We start from the raw sequence: 12,576 nt of genomic DNA on the forward strand, positions 1-12,576 counted from the left end.
ATAACAAAACGGATTGTGACTGCTTCGGCAGGCAAAACCTGAGCGTTAGCTTCCCTGCGGGGCGGCTGGCTCAGGTTTTTTTTTAACTTTACTCAGCAGACATCGCCCGCGGGCGGGACGTAAAAGGAACAGGGTTATGGACTATCAAGGGCTGGCGCAGGCTATCCTGAAACATGTCGGTGGCAAGGAAAACATCGTCAGTCTGGTGCACTGTGCGACCAGGCTGCGTTTCAAACTGAATGACTCCTCGCTCGCAGAGCCTCAGGCGCTGAAGAGCAACCCGGGTGTTATTACGGTGGTGGAGAGCGGGGGGCAATTCCAGGTTGTGATTGGCAACCACGTTCACGATGTTTATACGGCGGTCTGCGTGGCGGCAGGCATCAGCGAAGAGGCCGTAACAAAAGAAATCCAGGGCGAAAAAAGCAACTTATTGAACCGGCTTATCGATATCGTTTCGGCAATTTTTACCCCTTTCCTGGGCGTGATGGCCGCCTCGGGTATCCTGAAAGGGATGCTGGCACTCAGCGTGGTTTGCGGCTGGCTAAATGCCGAGTCTGCGACCTATAAAATCTGGTTCGCTGCCAGCGATTCGCTGTTTTACTTCTTCCCGTTGGTACTCGGTTACACGGCCGGGAAAAAATTTGGTGGCAGTCCCTTTTTGACCATGGCCATCGGGGGCGCACTTACGCATCCGCTGATTATGCAGGCTTTCGAATCTGCCTCTCAGTCTGAACGTTTTCTTGGTCTGCCCGTCACCTTTATCAACTACAGCTCCTCGGTGATCCCAATTATCTTTGCCGCCTGGGTGAGTTGCTGGCTGGAAAAACGTTGCAATAAGGTATTCCCGGCAGCCATGAAGAACTTTTTCACGCCTCTGGTTTGCCTGGGCGCCGTAGTGCCGCTGACTTTCCTGATTATTGGGCCGGCAGCAACCTGGCTGAGCCAAATGCTGGCCCACGGCTATCAGGCTATTTATGCCTTTGCGCCGTGGCTGGCGGGAACCGTTATGGGCGCTATCTGGCAGGTCTGCGTGATCTTTGGCCTGCACTGGGGCCTGGTCCCCATCATGATCAACAACCTTAGCGTGCTGGGGCAGGACACGCTGATGCCGCTCCTGCTGCCGGCGGTGATGGGGCAGGTCGGTGCCGCGCTGGGGGTCTTTCTCTCTACGCGTGATGCAAAGCTCAAAGTTCTGTCGGGCTCAGCGGTGACCGCGGGGATCTTCGGTATCACTGAACCAGCGGTGTATGGCGTGACGCTGCCTAACCGCCGTCCCTTCATTTTTGGCTGCATCGCCGGGGGCATTGGCGGGGCCATTGTCGGCTTTAGCCAAAGCCATCTTTATTCCTTCGGGCTGGCGAGTATTTTCAGCCTGGCGCAGATGCTTCCACCGGGCGGCATGGACAGCACCGTGTGGGGGGCCATCATCGGTACTCTGTTATCACTGCTGCTGGCCTGCGCGCTGACCTGGGCTTTTGGTCTGCCGCGCAGCGCGCCAGCTTCATCATCACCCACGGCCATTGCCGGAGATGAGGACATTCTGGCACCGATGAGCGGCACGGTACTGGCGATGGACCAGGTCCCTGATGCTACGTTTGCCGAGGGGTTGTTGGGTAAGGGCGCGGCCATTATTCCACTGACAAACGAAGTCCGCGCGCCGTTTTACGGTGAAGTCGCCTCGCTATTTCAGACCCGGCATGCCATTGGCTTGCTGAGCGACAGCGGCATTGAAGTCTTAATCCATATTGGCATCGACACGGTGAAGCTGGAGGGGCAGCATTTCACTGCCCACGTCCAGCCGGGAGACAAAATTAAACCCGGCGATCTGCTCATTACCTTTGACCGCGAGGCCATCCTCGCAGCCGGGTACGACCTCTCTACGCCGATAATTGTCAGCAATAGCGAGGATTACCGGGCAGTCACCCGTGTGACGCAGCAGTCCAGCATCAATTCAGGTATGCCGTTCCTGACGGTAGAACGTTAAGCAAAGGAGAGTGACATGACAGCATTTCCGAAGACATTTCTGTGGGGCGGGGCTATCGCCGCAAACCAGGTTGAAGGCGCGTGGCAGGAGGGCGGAAAGGGCATTTCTACCTCGGATGTCATGCAGCAGGGGGTATTTGGCCCATTGAAGGAGCGCGTGCCGGGAGACAGCGGCATTAAAGATATCGCCATCGATTTTTACCACCGCTACCCGCAGGACATTGCGCTGTTTGCCGAAATGGGGTTTAGCTGCCTGCGTATTTCCATCGCCTGGACGCGCATTTTTCCGCAGGGCGACGAGTCTGAGCCAAATGAAGCCGGGCTGGCGTATTACGACAAACTGTTTGATGAGCTGGCGCAGCACGGGATTCAGCCGATGGTGACCTTGTCTCACTACGAAATGCCGTGGTGGCTGGTGAAGCAATACGGCGGCTGGGGCAATCGCAAAGTCATTGACTACTTTGAGCGTTACGCCCGCTGTGTTTTCACCCGCTATAAGCATAAAGTGAAGCTGTGGCTGACCTTCAATGAAATCAACATGTCGCTTCATGCGCCGCTGACCGGCGTCGGGCTGGAAGGCGAGCCGAACAAAGGCGAAATTTATCAGGCTATCCATCATCAGCTGGTTGCCAGCAGCCTGGCGGTGAAAGCCTGCCACGAAATCATCCCGGAGGCGAAAATCGGCAATATGCTGCTGGGCGGCCTGATGTACCCGCTCACCTGTAAACCGGAAGACGTGCTGGAAACGCTGCAGGAAAACCGCAGCTGGCTGTTCTTCGGCGACGTCCAGTGTCGGGGCCGCTATCCTGGCTATATGCAGCGCTATTTCCGTGATAACGGCATTCAGCTTGAAATCAGCGAGAACGACCGCGAAGTTCTGAAAAACACCGTCGATTTTATCTCATTCAGCTATTACATGACCGGCTGCGTGACGGCAGATGCAGAGCTTAACGCGAAATCCCGCAGCAATATTCTCAGCATGGTGCCAAACCCGCATTTGCCAGCGTCTGAATGGGGCTGGCAAATTGACCCGACCGGCATGCGCATCCTGCTCAATATGCTGTGGGATCGCTACCAGAAACCGCTGTTTATTGTCGAAAATGGCCTGGGAGCGAAAGATAAGCCCGAAGCTGACGGCACGATCAACGACGATTACCGCATCAGCTATTTGAACGATCATCTGGTGCAGGTGGGCGAGGCGATTGAGGACGGCGTAGACGTGATGGGTTACACCAGCTGGGGGCCAATCGATCTGGTTAGTGCGTCGAAAGCCGAACTGTCGAAGCGCTACGGGTTTATCTACGTTGATCGCGATGACCAGGGGCACGGCACGCTTGCGCGATCGAGAAAGAAAAGCTTCCACTGGTATAAAGAGGTGATTGCCACGAAGGGCGGCAGCCTGAAGCGCTAAGCCGCGGAAATAAAGCCAGTTTGTCGTCAGACTAAAAGAGGGAAAATACGTTTTCCCTCTTCCCTTTCTGCTCTATTACGCCACATTCACCAGCCGCTGAATAAACCCGCGCAGCCACATCAGCGCGGCATCGCTGTTATGGCGCTGATGCCACAATAAAGCAACCTCAAACGGCGGAACGTCTACCGGAACCGGGCTTGCAGCCAAACCCCAGGTTTTCTGCCAACTGGCTGATAATCCTGCCGGCACGGTAGCCAGCGCGGGCATTTGCATCAGCAATCCTGGCAGCGCAGCAAAATGCGGCGTGGTGTAGCTGATGTGGCGCGTCTGCCCGAGCTTTGCCAGCAGGGTGTCTATCTGGCTGCTGTTGGCTTCACGATAGCTGACCAGCACGTGCTGATGGGCAACATATTCTTCCAGCGGCAGCGGTGCACTGGCCTCGATGTGCTGTGGGTGCCATAGCGTCATAAAATTCATGCTGGTCAACACTTCACGCTCCAGCCAGCGGGCGCTTTGGTTCGCCACGCTGATCGCCATATCCAGCTCGCCGCCTTCCAGCCTTTGGGCGTCGGTAAACGGGTCGCTGGCGACAACGTTAATGCGCATCCCCGGCGCATCCTGCTTCAGCGCGGGAATGAGTTTTGGCATCAGCCACATTTCCACCCAGTCGGTCATGCCGATGGTCACGGTCGCTTTGGCGCTGGCCGGGCAAAACTCAGCCTGCTGGAAAAGAGCGCTTTGCAGCTGCTCCAGCAGAGGCATCAGCTCGGTGTGCAGTTCGCTTGCGCGCGCGGTGGGCTGCATGCGGTGGCCGCTGCGAATAAACAGCGGGTCGTCGAACATATCCCGCAATCTTGCCAGCGCGCCGCTGACCGCAGGCTGTCCGAGGTGCAGCTTGTCGGCCGCCAGCGAGACGCTTTGCTCGCGGAACAGCACGGCAAAAGCGATCAGCAGGTTGAGATCGATTTTGCGGAAATCATTTTCTTTGATAGTCATCATTTCTCCAATCAATTGGCGTGATGATACGCCCGACGGGATACTGGCGGCAAGTTGAACACCTGCCCGGAGAATAAAATGAAAACTTTCCTCATGTTGCTAACGCTTTTAGCCGGCACAATATCCGTTTCTGTCCTTGCCACGCCGCAGGCTATAACGCAGCAGCAATCGCCTGGATATTACCGCATGATGCTGGGGGACTGGCAAATTACGGCGGTGTCGGACGGCACGGTAGTCGTACCGCTGGATAAATTGCTGACGCATATCACGCCGCAGAAGTTACGCCAGCGTATGGCGGAGGACGCGATGACGCCCGCCGCAGAAACGTCGATCAATGCCTTTGTTATCAATACGGGGCGCGAACTGATTCTGGTTGATACGGGAGCCGGGGAATTATTTGGCTCTGCGGGTGGGCACCTGCTGGAGAATTTACGGGCGGCAGGTATTGTCCCTGAAGATATTTCTCTGGTGCTGCTGACCCATATTCATGCCGATCATTCCGGCGGGGTGGAATACCGCGGCAAGCCTGCTTTCCCCAACGCGACGGTTCGCGTGGAGCAGAAAGATGTCGATTTCTGGCTCAACTCCGCTCACCTCAGCGACGTTGAGCCGGGCCAGCGGCATACTTTTGCTGAATCTGAACGTTCGCTTCGCCCTGTAATTGACGCCGGTAAGCTAGCCACTTTTCATGCACCCACTGAAATCCTTCCGGGCATCGAAGCCATTCCTGCCGCAGGGCACACGCCGGGTAGCGTGATTTATCGTGTTAGCCGCGGCGGCCAAAACATGCTGATGTGGGGCGATATTATTCATGCTAAAGCGGTGCAGATGCCCGATCCTGAAGTGGCGATTCATTTCGATGTTAACCAGCAGCAGGCGGTTGCCACGCGTGAGAAGGTGTTAAAACTGGCAGCGGAGGAAGACGACTGGGTCGCGGCGGCGCACATTGCTTTCCCTGGGATTGGTCATGTGAAACAAGAAGGCAAAGCCTGGCGCTGGGTGCCGGTAAACTACAGCAGCAGATCGGATTGATAACCAAAGGCGCCACAACCACGTGGCGCCAGGCGTTTTTAAAAGATCATTTTGAATACGCCGGTCACCACCAGCAGCCCGATGAGGAAGATAATCAGAATGGCCCATAAAATAATTTTCATTAGCGCTCCTTACCTTTTAGTTGGCTCTTTTTGAGTATAGGCAAAGGATACGAAGACGGGGGAGTTGCCTCCCCATAGACGGAATAATCGAGAAAAAGGGTACGACTGAGCTTTAGCGTTGGGGCTTACCTGCCGCGAGCAGGAAGATCATTGGCCGTTCGGCCTCTTCTGCCAGCCCGGGGTTGAGGGCAATTTGTTCGGCTTCCGGGCCCCATTCGTCGAGCTTTTCAATCACAAAGCCGCTTTCAATCAGGGCATTAATCCAGGTGGCCAGCTTGCGGTGCTGTTTCTTCACGCCTTCGGCAAACCAGTTGCTGAGACGCTCGCCTTCCTGCTGATAATGATTCACCGGCCAGCTGCGTTGCCCGGCCCGATCCTGCAGCCAGGTCTGCGTCGCGGGGGCGGTATAGATCGGGTGCTCGGCGGTAAAGACCAGCTTGCCGCCCGGCATCAGGGCCTGTTCAAGCGTGGCAAACAGCGGGCGAATGTCTTCCAGGTAGTGAAGCGCCAGCGAACTGTAGGCCAGATCGAGACTGTTGGCCGGCAGTTGCAGGGCGGAAAGATCCTCCAGGCGATATTCGATCCCGGGGCCTTCGGTCATTTCACGGGCTTTGGCGAGCATGAGCGTCGATACATCCAGCCCGATCGTTTTTGCCGCGCCGGCATCTCTTGCATAGCGGCAAAACCAGCCGTAGCCGCAGCCTAAATCCAGCACCTGCTTGCCCGCCAGTGGCGGCAGCATCGCCTGAACTTTTGCCCATTCAGGCGCGCCATCCAGACCTTTAACAGAGCGGTCCAGCGTGGCATAGCCGGCAAAAAAGGCCGGGTCGTCATAGATATTTTGCGTCATAAATCCTCTTAATCACAGAGGCCATCATTGGCCAGCAGGAATTTTAGACGCGACGCCGCCGGAAAGAAAACCGCTCCGGCGGCAAAACCGTTAAAAACCGAAATGACTGAGCTCAGGATGATCGTCCGGGCGGCGGCCCAGCGGCCAGAAAAAGGCACGCTCGCTCTCTTTGATTGGCGTGTCGTTGATACAGGCGTGGCGGTTAATCATCAGGCCCTGTTCATCAAATTCCCAGTTTTCGTTGCCAAAGCTGCGGAACCAGTTGCCGGAATCATCGTGCCATTCGTAGGCGAAGCGCACCGCAATGCGGTTCCCGTCGTGTGCCCAGATCTCTTTGATCAGCCGGTAGTCCAGCTCCCGCTGCCATTTACGGGTTAAAAAGCCGACGACGGCTTCACGGCCAGCAACAAACTCGGCGCGGTTGCGCCAGTGGGTATTCAGGGCGTAAACCTGCGAGACGCGTTCAGGATCGCGGCTGTTCCAGGCGTCCTCCGCCAGGCGAACTTTTTGTTTTGCCGTTTCGAGCGTAAACGGGGGAACCGGGGGTTTTACTGTCATGGTCTGCTCCTGTGATATGTAGACAGGTCTGTCTACTCTTCTAGACTATCTTGGGTAGACAGATTTGTCTACATACGTCATGATAGATTTTTAACAGGAGAAATCATGCCTACTGCTGCGACCCCCGGCGCCCGCGACCGTATTTTGCACACCGCGCACGACTTGTTTTACCGCGACGGTATTCGTGCCACTGGCATAGACCGAATCATCAAAGAAGCCAGCGTCACCAAAGTGACCTTCTACCGGCATTTTCCGGCCAAAGACGATCTGATCCGTGCCTTTCTGGATTACCGCCATCAGCGCTGGATGACGTGGTTTAGCCGTACGCTGGAAGCGCAAACCGGAGAAGGGAAAGGGTTGATGGAAGCGTTAGCGGCCACCTTGCAAAACTGGTTTGACGACGAGGCATTTCGCGGCTGTGCGTTTATCAACTCGGCGGTGGAAATGGCTGAGGCGCTGCCGGAAACGCTGCCGATTGCCCGGGCCCATAAGCAGGCGATGGTGGAATGTCTGGCGGGTTATTTGCCCGATAATGCCGAGGGCAGGGAGCTGGCAGCAATGCTGGCGCTGGTGATTGACGGGGCGATAGTCAAAGCCCAGCGCGATGGCCGCGGCGAAGAGGCGCTTCTGCTGCTGCGGGCGTGGCTGGCGCTGCTGCCCGCAGCAGAGGGTTAATCCTCTTTTTGCCGGTGCTTGAACCACAGGCGGACGGCCACGACCAGCACCACGGCGACAATAAGCCAAATCCAGTGGCGCAGGTGCGTATCCAGGCTGTGCAGCCACGGGCCGACGACTTCACCGCCGAGATAGCCGAGCGTCGTAAACAGCGTGGCCCACAAGATGGCCCCGCAGATATTCAGCGGGATAAACAGCTTTGGCGGCAGCTTGCTGGCGCCGATGATAATCGGCCCGACGATGCGAAACCCGTACATAAAGCGGCTGCCAATCACGAACAAATAGGGATGGCGGTTGATCAGCGCCTGCGCCTTGGCCACTTTCTTTTGATGCTTCTTAAAGCGAGCCAGCAGGGCGCTGCCGAAATGTCTGCCGACCAGGAACAGCACCTGATCGCCAATCATGCCGCCCAGCGCGACAGACAGGACGACTAATGGGAAGGTTAAAAGCCCCTGATGCGCGGCCACGCCGCCTAGCAGGGTAATGGTTTCCCCCTCTGCCATACTGCCGATAATCAGCGCGGCGTAGCCATACTGTTCTATTAAGCCATTGATATCCATTAAGCTGGACTCTCCTCCATGTATACCCGTCATACTTCAAGTGGCAGGTGCGTTGGCTGCATCCGCTCACCTCAGTCACATAGTTAGCTATGCTCCTGAGGATTCCCGGCCTTGCCGTCTTCCTGCAACTCGAATTATTTAGGGTATGAAATTTTCCCTAAAGCATACAACTCATCGCCGCCAGGCTTGTACAGAATCGGAGATATTTTTCGTCTGGTTAAATAATAACCTGAAGGTGAATTATACTTGGAGTATCGCAAGCATTTGCGCCGCAGGTCCGGAGGTTGTATGAGCCATGTCTGGGGATTGTTTTCCCATCCCAATCGGGAAATGCAGGAAATTAAGCGCGAGAACGAGTCCGTCTCGCACCACTACACTCACCATGTGCTGTTGATGGCGGCTATTCCCGTCATCTGCGCGTTTATCGGCACCACGCAAATCGGCTGGAACTTCGGGGACGGCACCTACGTTCAGCTCTCTATGTTTACCGGCCTGTATCTGGGCATTCTTTTCTACGCTCTGATGCTCGGCGGCGTCGCGGTGATGGGCCGGGTTATCTGGTGGATGGCGCGTAACTATCCGCAGCGCCCGTCGCTTGCCCGCTGTATGGTTTTCGCAGGGTACGTGGCCACGCCGCTGTTCTTAAGCGGGATTGTGGCACTTTATCCGCTGGTCTGGCTGTGCGTGGCGGTAGGCGCCCTGGCGCTGGTCTACACCGGCTATCTGCTCTACGTTGGCGTGCCAGACTTCCTCGGCATCGACAAAGAAGAGGGGATGAGTTTTTCCAGCTCAACCCTGGCCATTGGCGTGCTGGTGCTGGAAGTATTGCTGGCCGTCGCGGTGATTCTGTGGGGCTATGGCTACCGTTTGTTCTGACGGGGCGAATTAACAGAAAGTTTTGATATAACGTTACGATTCTTAACTGGCAGTCAAGCGGGGCGGCGGAGTATGATTCCGGCGCCCCGCACGTTTATGTCATCCCGATGACGCTTAGCGGTGAGCCTCTACTTTTCCGGAATCATTACAGAAGTGTCACCATGCCGACAAAAATCCGTTTATCGTTGTTCAGCCTTGCGCTGATGATGACTGTGCCTTTTGCCCCGCAGGCAGAGGCCAGTAAGGTCGCCACCCACGCGGCCAGCGCCGGTCAGGAGATTGCCTCCGGCAGCGCCATGATTGTCGATCTGCAAACTAACAAGATTCTCTATTCCAGCCATCCGGATCTGGTTCGTCCTATTGCCTCCATCACCAAGCTGATGACCGCGATGGTGGTGCTGGACGCCCATCTGCCGATGGATGAAATGCTGAAAGTGGACATCAGCCACACGCCTGAAATGAAGGGCGTTTACTCTCGCGTTCGCCTGAACAGCGAAATCAGCCGCAAAAACATGATGCTGCTGGCGCTGATGTCGTCAGAAAACCGCGCGGCGGCGAGCCTGGCACATCACTACCCTGGCGGCTACGACGCGTTTATTCGTGCGATGAATGCGAAGGCGAAGTCCCTCGGCATGACCCACACCCGCTATGTGGAGCCTACCGGCCTGTCGATTGAAAACGTCTCGACCGCGAGCGATCTGACCAAACTGCTGGTGGCGACGCAGAAATACCCTCTGCTGGGCCAGCTCAGCACCACGCATGAAGATATGGCGACCTTCCGCAACCCGGCTTATACGCTGCCTTTCCGCAACACCAACCATCTGGTGTACCGTGAAAACTGGAATATTCAGCTGACGAAGACTGGCTTTACCAATAACGCAGGCCACTGCCTGGTCATGCGCACGGTCATCAACGGCCGCCCAGTGGCGCTGGTGGTGCTGGATGCGTTCGGGAAATACACCCACTTCGCTGACGCCAACCGCCTGCGTTCCTTCCTGGAAACCGGCAAAGTAACCCCTGTTCCGGCGGCGGCGTTAAGCTACAAGCGCTCTAAAGCGGCGCAAATGGCCAGCAACACCGCAGCAGGTTCAGAAGAAGAGTAATCAGTCCGGCAGCGTCCCGTCTCCACCGTTGAGGGGGCGCTGCATCATCACCGTGTCCCGCCAGTCTCCCAGCTTAAAGCCAACGCTTCGCAAACATCCGACGGTTTCAAACCCGTGCTGACTGTGTAATTTGCACGATCCGGTATTATTTTCCCCGTCGCCAATCACCGCAATCATCTGCCGCCAGGGCCCTTTTTCACACAGTGAGATGAGCTGGCTCAACAGGGCTTTGCCAATGCCGCGTCCGGTCATTGCGGCGTCGATATACACCGAATCTTCTACCGTGTAGCGGTAGCCGGGGCGAGGGCGGTACACCGTAGCGTAGCAGTAGCCCACCACTTGATTGTCAATCACCGCAACCAGCCACGGCAGGCCGTGAGCGCGAACCGCCGCCAGCCGCTCGGTCATCTGTTTTCCATCAGGCGGAGTTTCTTCAAACGATCCTTTGCCGTGCAGCACGTGCCAGGCATAAATCGTTGTCATCGTGGGGATATCGTCGGGGGTGGCCTCCCTGATGAGTACGGCAGGGAAAGGCAGAGTTTCTACTGCGGACATCTTTCGCTCCTTGGGCAGAAAAAGGGTGAAGATAGCCTTCACCCTGCTTCATTAATCTATGCCCAAAAAAGCGTGAAACATAGTTTGCTCGTCATAGGAGAAACTTATCTCTGTCAGCCGTGCTCCTGCACGCTGTCGTCTTCGGCCCAGCTTTTACGCCGGGTTGTTTTGCCAATCCCCGGGTTCATGCTGTTGGTCGGGTCGTTGGCCTTGTAGAACTGCTTCAGCGTTTCCGGCGCTTTGTAGAGATGGCCTACGTTATGCTCGGCGGGGTACTGCGCCCCGCGTTCGTGCAACAGCGCCAGCATCTGCTCTTTCAGCTCGTGCACGTCCACGCCTTTTTTGACGATGTAATCCTGGTGGAAGACATGGCACATAAAGTGGCCGTAATAGAGACGGTGGATCAGCTTATCGCCGATCTCCGGCGGCAGCTCTTCGAACCAGTCTTCGTCGTTGCGGCGCAGCGCGATATCCAGCGCCAGAATATCTTCCACTTCATCCGCATGCACGGCGTGATAGCGGATGGCGGCCCCGGCGGCGGCAAAGCGGTGCAGGAAGGCTTTGCTGCCTTCCTCCGCAGTACAAACGAAGAAGTCACCTTCGGCGGTTTTAAAATATTCGCTCAGCCATGCTTTGGCTTCATCGATCCCGTCCCCGGCCATTTTCAGCAGCAGATGGTGAGGATATTTATCCCGCCAGGTTTTCATCCGTTCCGGCAGGTGCGCCGGGAAAACGCCGCCGAGTTTCTGCATAAAGCGGTCGGTAAAGTGCGGCTTAAACAGCGACACTTTATCGAGCATCGCATCGGTGCGTCCTTTCATGGTGAAGAAGAACGGCATTTTGTCGGTGCCGAGCTTGTCGATCATCAGGAACGTGTCTTTGCCGTACTTCTCCGCGATGTCGTAAATATCGCGATGCATATACTCCCCGGCAACCGGCAGATTTTCGAAGTTGGCCAGAATATGGCGGCGGATTTCGCCCAGCACGCGGGGCTGGTTGGTGCCGATGTAAAACACCTGCTGGCGCTTTTCCGCCTGGAAGGTGTCGAGGCGGACGGCGAAGACCGCCAGCTTGCCCGCACAGCCGGAAGATTCAAACAGGCGGTCCGGGTCTGCGTTATAACGCGCGGGCGTGTCGGCCTCCACGTCGCGCACGCGGGTGACATAATCGTGGTCGTGAGCGTGGCGGCCATCGTGCTGCACGTCGCTGTCTTTCACGCGCTCATCGTCGAGCGCGCCAAGAATTTGTTCCGGCGTGGTGCCAAGGTTAATCCCCAGATGGTTTACCAACTGCAGCTTGCCGCTTTCATCAATGCGCGCGAAAAGCGACATCTCGGTATATGCCGGGCCGCGCTGTACCAGCGACCCGCCGGAGTTGTTGCAAATCCCGCCGATTACCGAAGCGCCAATACAGGATGATCCAATCACCGAGTGCGGCTCGCGCCCGAGCGGTTTCAGCGCTTTTTCCAGCGAGTAAAGCGTGGTGCCTGGGTAGGCTAGCACCTGCTCGCCCTTATCCAGCAGATGCAGCTTGTCGAGGCGCAGCGTGCTGATAATCACAACATCGCGATCGTAATCGCTGCCGCTGGGCGTCGAGCCTTCGGTCAGGCCGGTATTAGCGGCCTGCATAATAATGATTTTATCCGCCGCGACGCAGGCGCTTAATACGCGCCACAGCTCCAGCAGAGAGCCGGGGAAGACCACCGCCAGCGCTTCCCCCTGGCCGGAACGGAAGCCTTTGCGGTAGCGGGCCGTTTTGGCCGGGTCGGTTAAAACATGGTGCGAGCCAACGTGGCGAGAGAGTTCGTTTATCAGCGTTTTATTATCGGAAGTCATCAAAACAGACATGGATCCAC

General features: G+C 56.6%; 13 protein-coding genes. 6 read left to right on the forward strand and 7 right to left on the reverse strand.

Translation table 11 applies throughout. The features are described 5' to 3' along the window. Window positions 1-136 precede the first annotated feature (136 nt). Window positions 137-1,984 carry a PTS beta-glucoside transporter subunit IIABC gene (gene bglF / locus ACR6JA_RS21050; RefSeq protein ID WP_213716710.1) on the forward strand — a complete coding sequence of 616 codons (1,848 nt, stop codon included), beginning with the start codon at window positions 137-139 and terminating at the stop codon, window positions 1,982-1,984. Window positions 1,985-1,999: 15 nt separating this feature from the next. Then, the gene (locus ACR6JA_RS21055) at window positions 2,000-3,394 is read left to right on the forward strand and encodes a glycoside hydrolase family 1 protein (protein WP_494494364.1); all 1,395 of its coding nucleotides are present in this window, start codon (window positions 2,000-2,002) and stop codon (window positions 3,392-3,394) included. Window positions 3,395-3,469: 75 nt separating this feature from the next. Here ACR6JA_RS21055 and ACR6JA_RS21060 read toward each other — a convergent pair whose 3' ends face one another. Then, the gene (locus ACR6JA_RS21060) at window positions 3,470-4,390 is read right to left on the reverse strand and encodes a LysR family transcriptional regulator (RefSeq protein WP_213716714.1); all 921 of its coding nucleotides are present in this window, start codon (window positions 4,388-4,390) and stop codon (window positions 3,470-3,472) included. Between the two features lie 78 nt (window positions 4,391-4,468). Here ACR6JA_RS21060 and ACR6JA_RS21065 point away from each other — a divergent pair, with 78 nt between their 5' ends. After that, window positions 4,469-5,422 (forward strand): MBL fold metallo-hydrolase, encoded by a 954-nt coding sequence (locus ACR6JA_RS21065; protein ID WP_213716715.1) that lies wholly within the window; start codon window positions 4,469-4,471, stop codon window positions 5,420-5,422. Window positions 5,423-5,460: 38 nt separating this feature from the next. On the opposite strand, the gene yohP is transcribed toward ACR6JA_RS21065, so the two are convergent. The 3 genes from yohP to ACR6JA_RS21080 all read right to left on the reverse strand — a co-directional run bounded on the left by yohP (window position 5,461) and on the right by ACR6JA_RS21080 (window position 6,952). After that, window positions 5,461-5,544, reverse strand: a complete 84-nt coding sequence (gene yohP, locus ACR6JA_RS21070; protein WP_008456306.1) for a small membrane protein YohP — start codon at window positions 5,542-5,544, stop codon at window positions 5,461-5,463. Between the two features lie 112 nt (window positions 5,545-5,656). After that, window positions 5,657-6,394 (reverse strand): class I SAM-dependent methyltransferase, encoded by a 738-nt coding sequence (locus ACR6JA_RS21075; RefSeq protein ID WP_213716717.1) that lies wholly within the window; start codon window positions 6,392-6,394, stop codon window positions 5,657-5,659. A gap of 90 nt (window positions 6,395-6,484) precedes the next feature. Then, window positions 6,485-6,952, reverse strand: coding sequence for a nuclear transport factor 2 family protein (locus tag ACR6JA_RS21080; protein WP_166995375.1), 468 nt, complete (start codon window positions 6,950-6,952; stop codon window positions 6,485-6,487). A gap of 105 nt (window positions 6,953-7,057) precedes the next feature. On the opposite strand from ACR6JA_RS21080, the gene ACR6JA_RS21085 reads away from it, so the two are divergent. Beyond that, a complete protein-coding gene (locus tag ACR6JA_RS21085) occupies window positions 7,058-7,627 on the forward strand; it encodes a TetR/AcrR family transcriptional regulator (protein ID WP_213716719.1) in 570 nt (189 codons plus the stop codon). Here the strand turns inward: ACR6JA_RS21085 and ACR6JA_RS21090 are convergent. Then, window positions 7,624-8,187, reverse strand: coding sequence for a DedA family protein (locus tag ACR6JA_RS21090; protein ID WP_039291324.1), 564 nt, complete (start codon window positions 8,185-8,187; stop codon window positions 7,624-7,626). The genes ACR6JA_RS21085 and ACR6JA_RS21090 overlap by 4 nt on opposite strands. A 288-nt stretch (window positions 8,188-8,475) precedes the next feature. Between ACR6JA_RS21090 and ACR6JA_RS21095 the strand changes: the two genes are divergently transcribed. Next, the gene (locus ACR6JA_RS21095; protein WP_008456316.1) at window positions 8,476-9,063 is read left to right on the forward strand and encodes a Yip1 family protein; all 588 of its coding nucleotides are present in this window, start codon (window positions 8,476-8,478) and stop codon (window positions 9,061-9,063) included. A gap of 161 nt (window positions 9,064-9,224) precedes the next feature. Beyond that, the gene (gene pbpG / locus ACR6JA_RS21100) at window positions 9,225-10,166 is read left to right on the forward strand and encodes a D-alanyl-D-alanine endopeptidase (RefSeq protein WP_166866045.1); all 942 of its coding nucleotides are present in this window, start codon (window positions 9,225-9,227) and stop codon (window positions 10,164-10,166) included. On the opposite strand, the gene ACR6JA_RS21105 is transcribed toward pbpG, so the two are convergent. Further along, the gene (locus ACR6JA_RS21105) at window positions 10,167-10,721 is read right to left on the reverse strand and encodes a GNAT family N-acetyltransferase (RefSeq protein ID WP_213716721.1); all 555 of its coding nucleotides are present in this window, start codon (window positions 10,719-10,721) and stop codon (window positions 10,167-10,169) included. 113 nt (window positions 10,722-10,834) lie between these two features. After that, a complete protein-coding gene (dld, locus tag ACR6JA_RS21110; protein WP_213716723.1) occupies window positions 10,835-12,568 on the reverse strand; it encodes a D-lactate dehydrogenase in 1,734 nt (577 codons plus the stop codon). Window positions 12,569-12,576 lie beyond the last annotated feature (8 nt).

This window comes from Cedecea sp. B1(4) (genome assembly GCF_059414925.1).

Coding starts and splice junctions, on each gene's coding strand:
- bglF (WP_213716710.1), top strand. CDS start 137: ATGGACTATCAAGGGCTGGCGCAGGCTATCCTGAAACATGTCGGTGGC.
- ACR6JA_RS21055 (WP_494494364.1), top strand. CDS start 2,000: ATGACAGCATTTCCGAAGACATTTCTGTGGGGCGGGGCTATCGCCGCA.
- ACR6JA_RS21060 (WP_213716714.1), bottom strand. CDS start 4,390: ATGACTATCAAAGAAAATGATTTCCGCAAAATCGATCTCAACCTGCTG.
- ACR6JA_RS21065 (WP_213716715.1), top strand. CDS start 4,469: ATGAAAACTTTCCTCATGTTGCTAACGCTTTTAGCCGGCACAATATCC.
- yohP (WP_008456306.1), bottom strand. CDS start 5,544: ATGAAAATTATTTTATGGGCCATTCTGATTATCTTCCTCATCGGGCTG.
- ACR6JA_RS21075 (WP_213716717.1), bottom strand. CDS start 6,394: ATGACGCAAAATATCTATGACGACCCGGCCTTTTTTGCCGGCTATGCC.
- ACR6JA_RS21080 (WP_166995375.1), bottom strand. CDS start 6,952: ATGACAGTAAAACCCCCGGTTCCCCCGTTTACGCTCGAAACGGCAAAA.
- ACR6JA_RS21085 (WP_213716719.1), top strand. CDS start 7,058: ATGCCTACTGCTGCGACCCCCGGCGCCCGCGACCGTATTTTGCACACC.
- ACR6JA_RS21090 (WP_039291324.1), bottom strand. CDS start 8,187: ATGGATATCAATGGCTTAATAGAACAGTATGGCTACGCCGCGCTGATT.
- ACR6JA_RS21095 (WP_008456316.1), top strand. CDS start 8,476: ATGAGCCATGTCTGGGGATTGTTTTCCCATCCCAATCGGGAAATGCAG.
- pbpG (WP_166866045.1), top strand. CDS start 9,225: ATGCCGACAAAAATCCGTTTATCGTTGTTCAGCCTTGCGCTGATGATG.
- ACR6JA_RS21105 (WP_213716721.1), bottom strand. CDS start 10,721: ATGTCCGCAGTAGAAACTCTGCCTTTCCCTGCCGTACTCATCAGGGAG.
- dld (WP_213716723.1), bottom strand. CDS start 12,568: ATGTCTGTTTTGATGACTTCCGATAATAAAACGCTGATAAACGAACTC.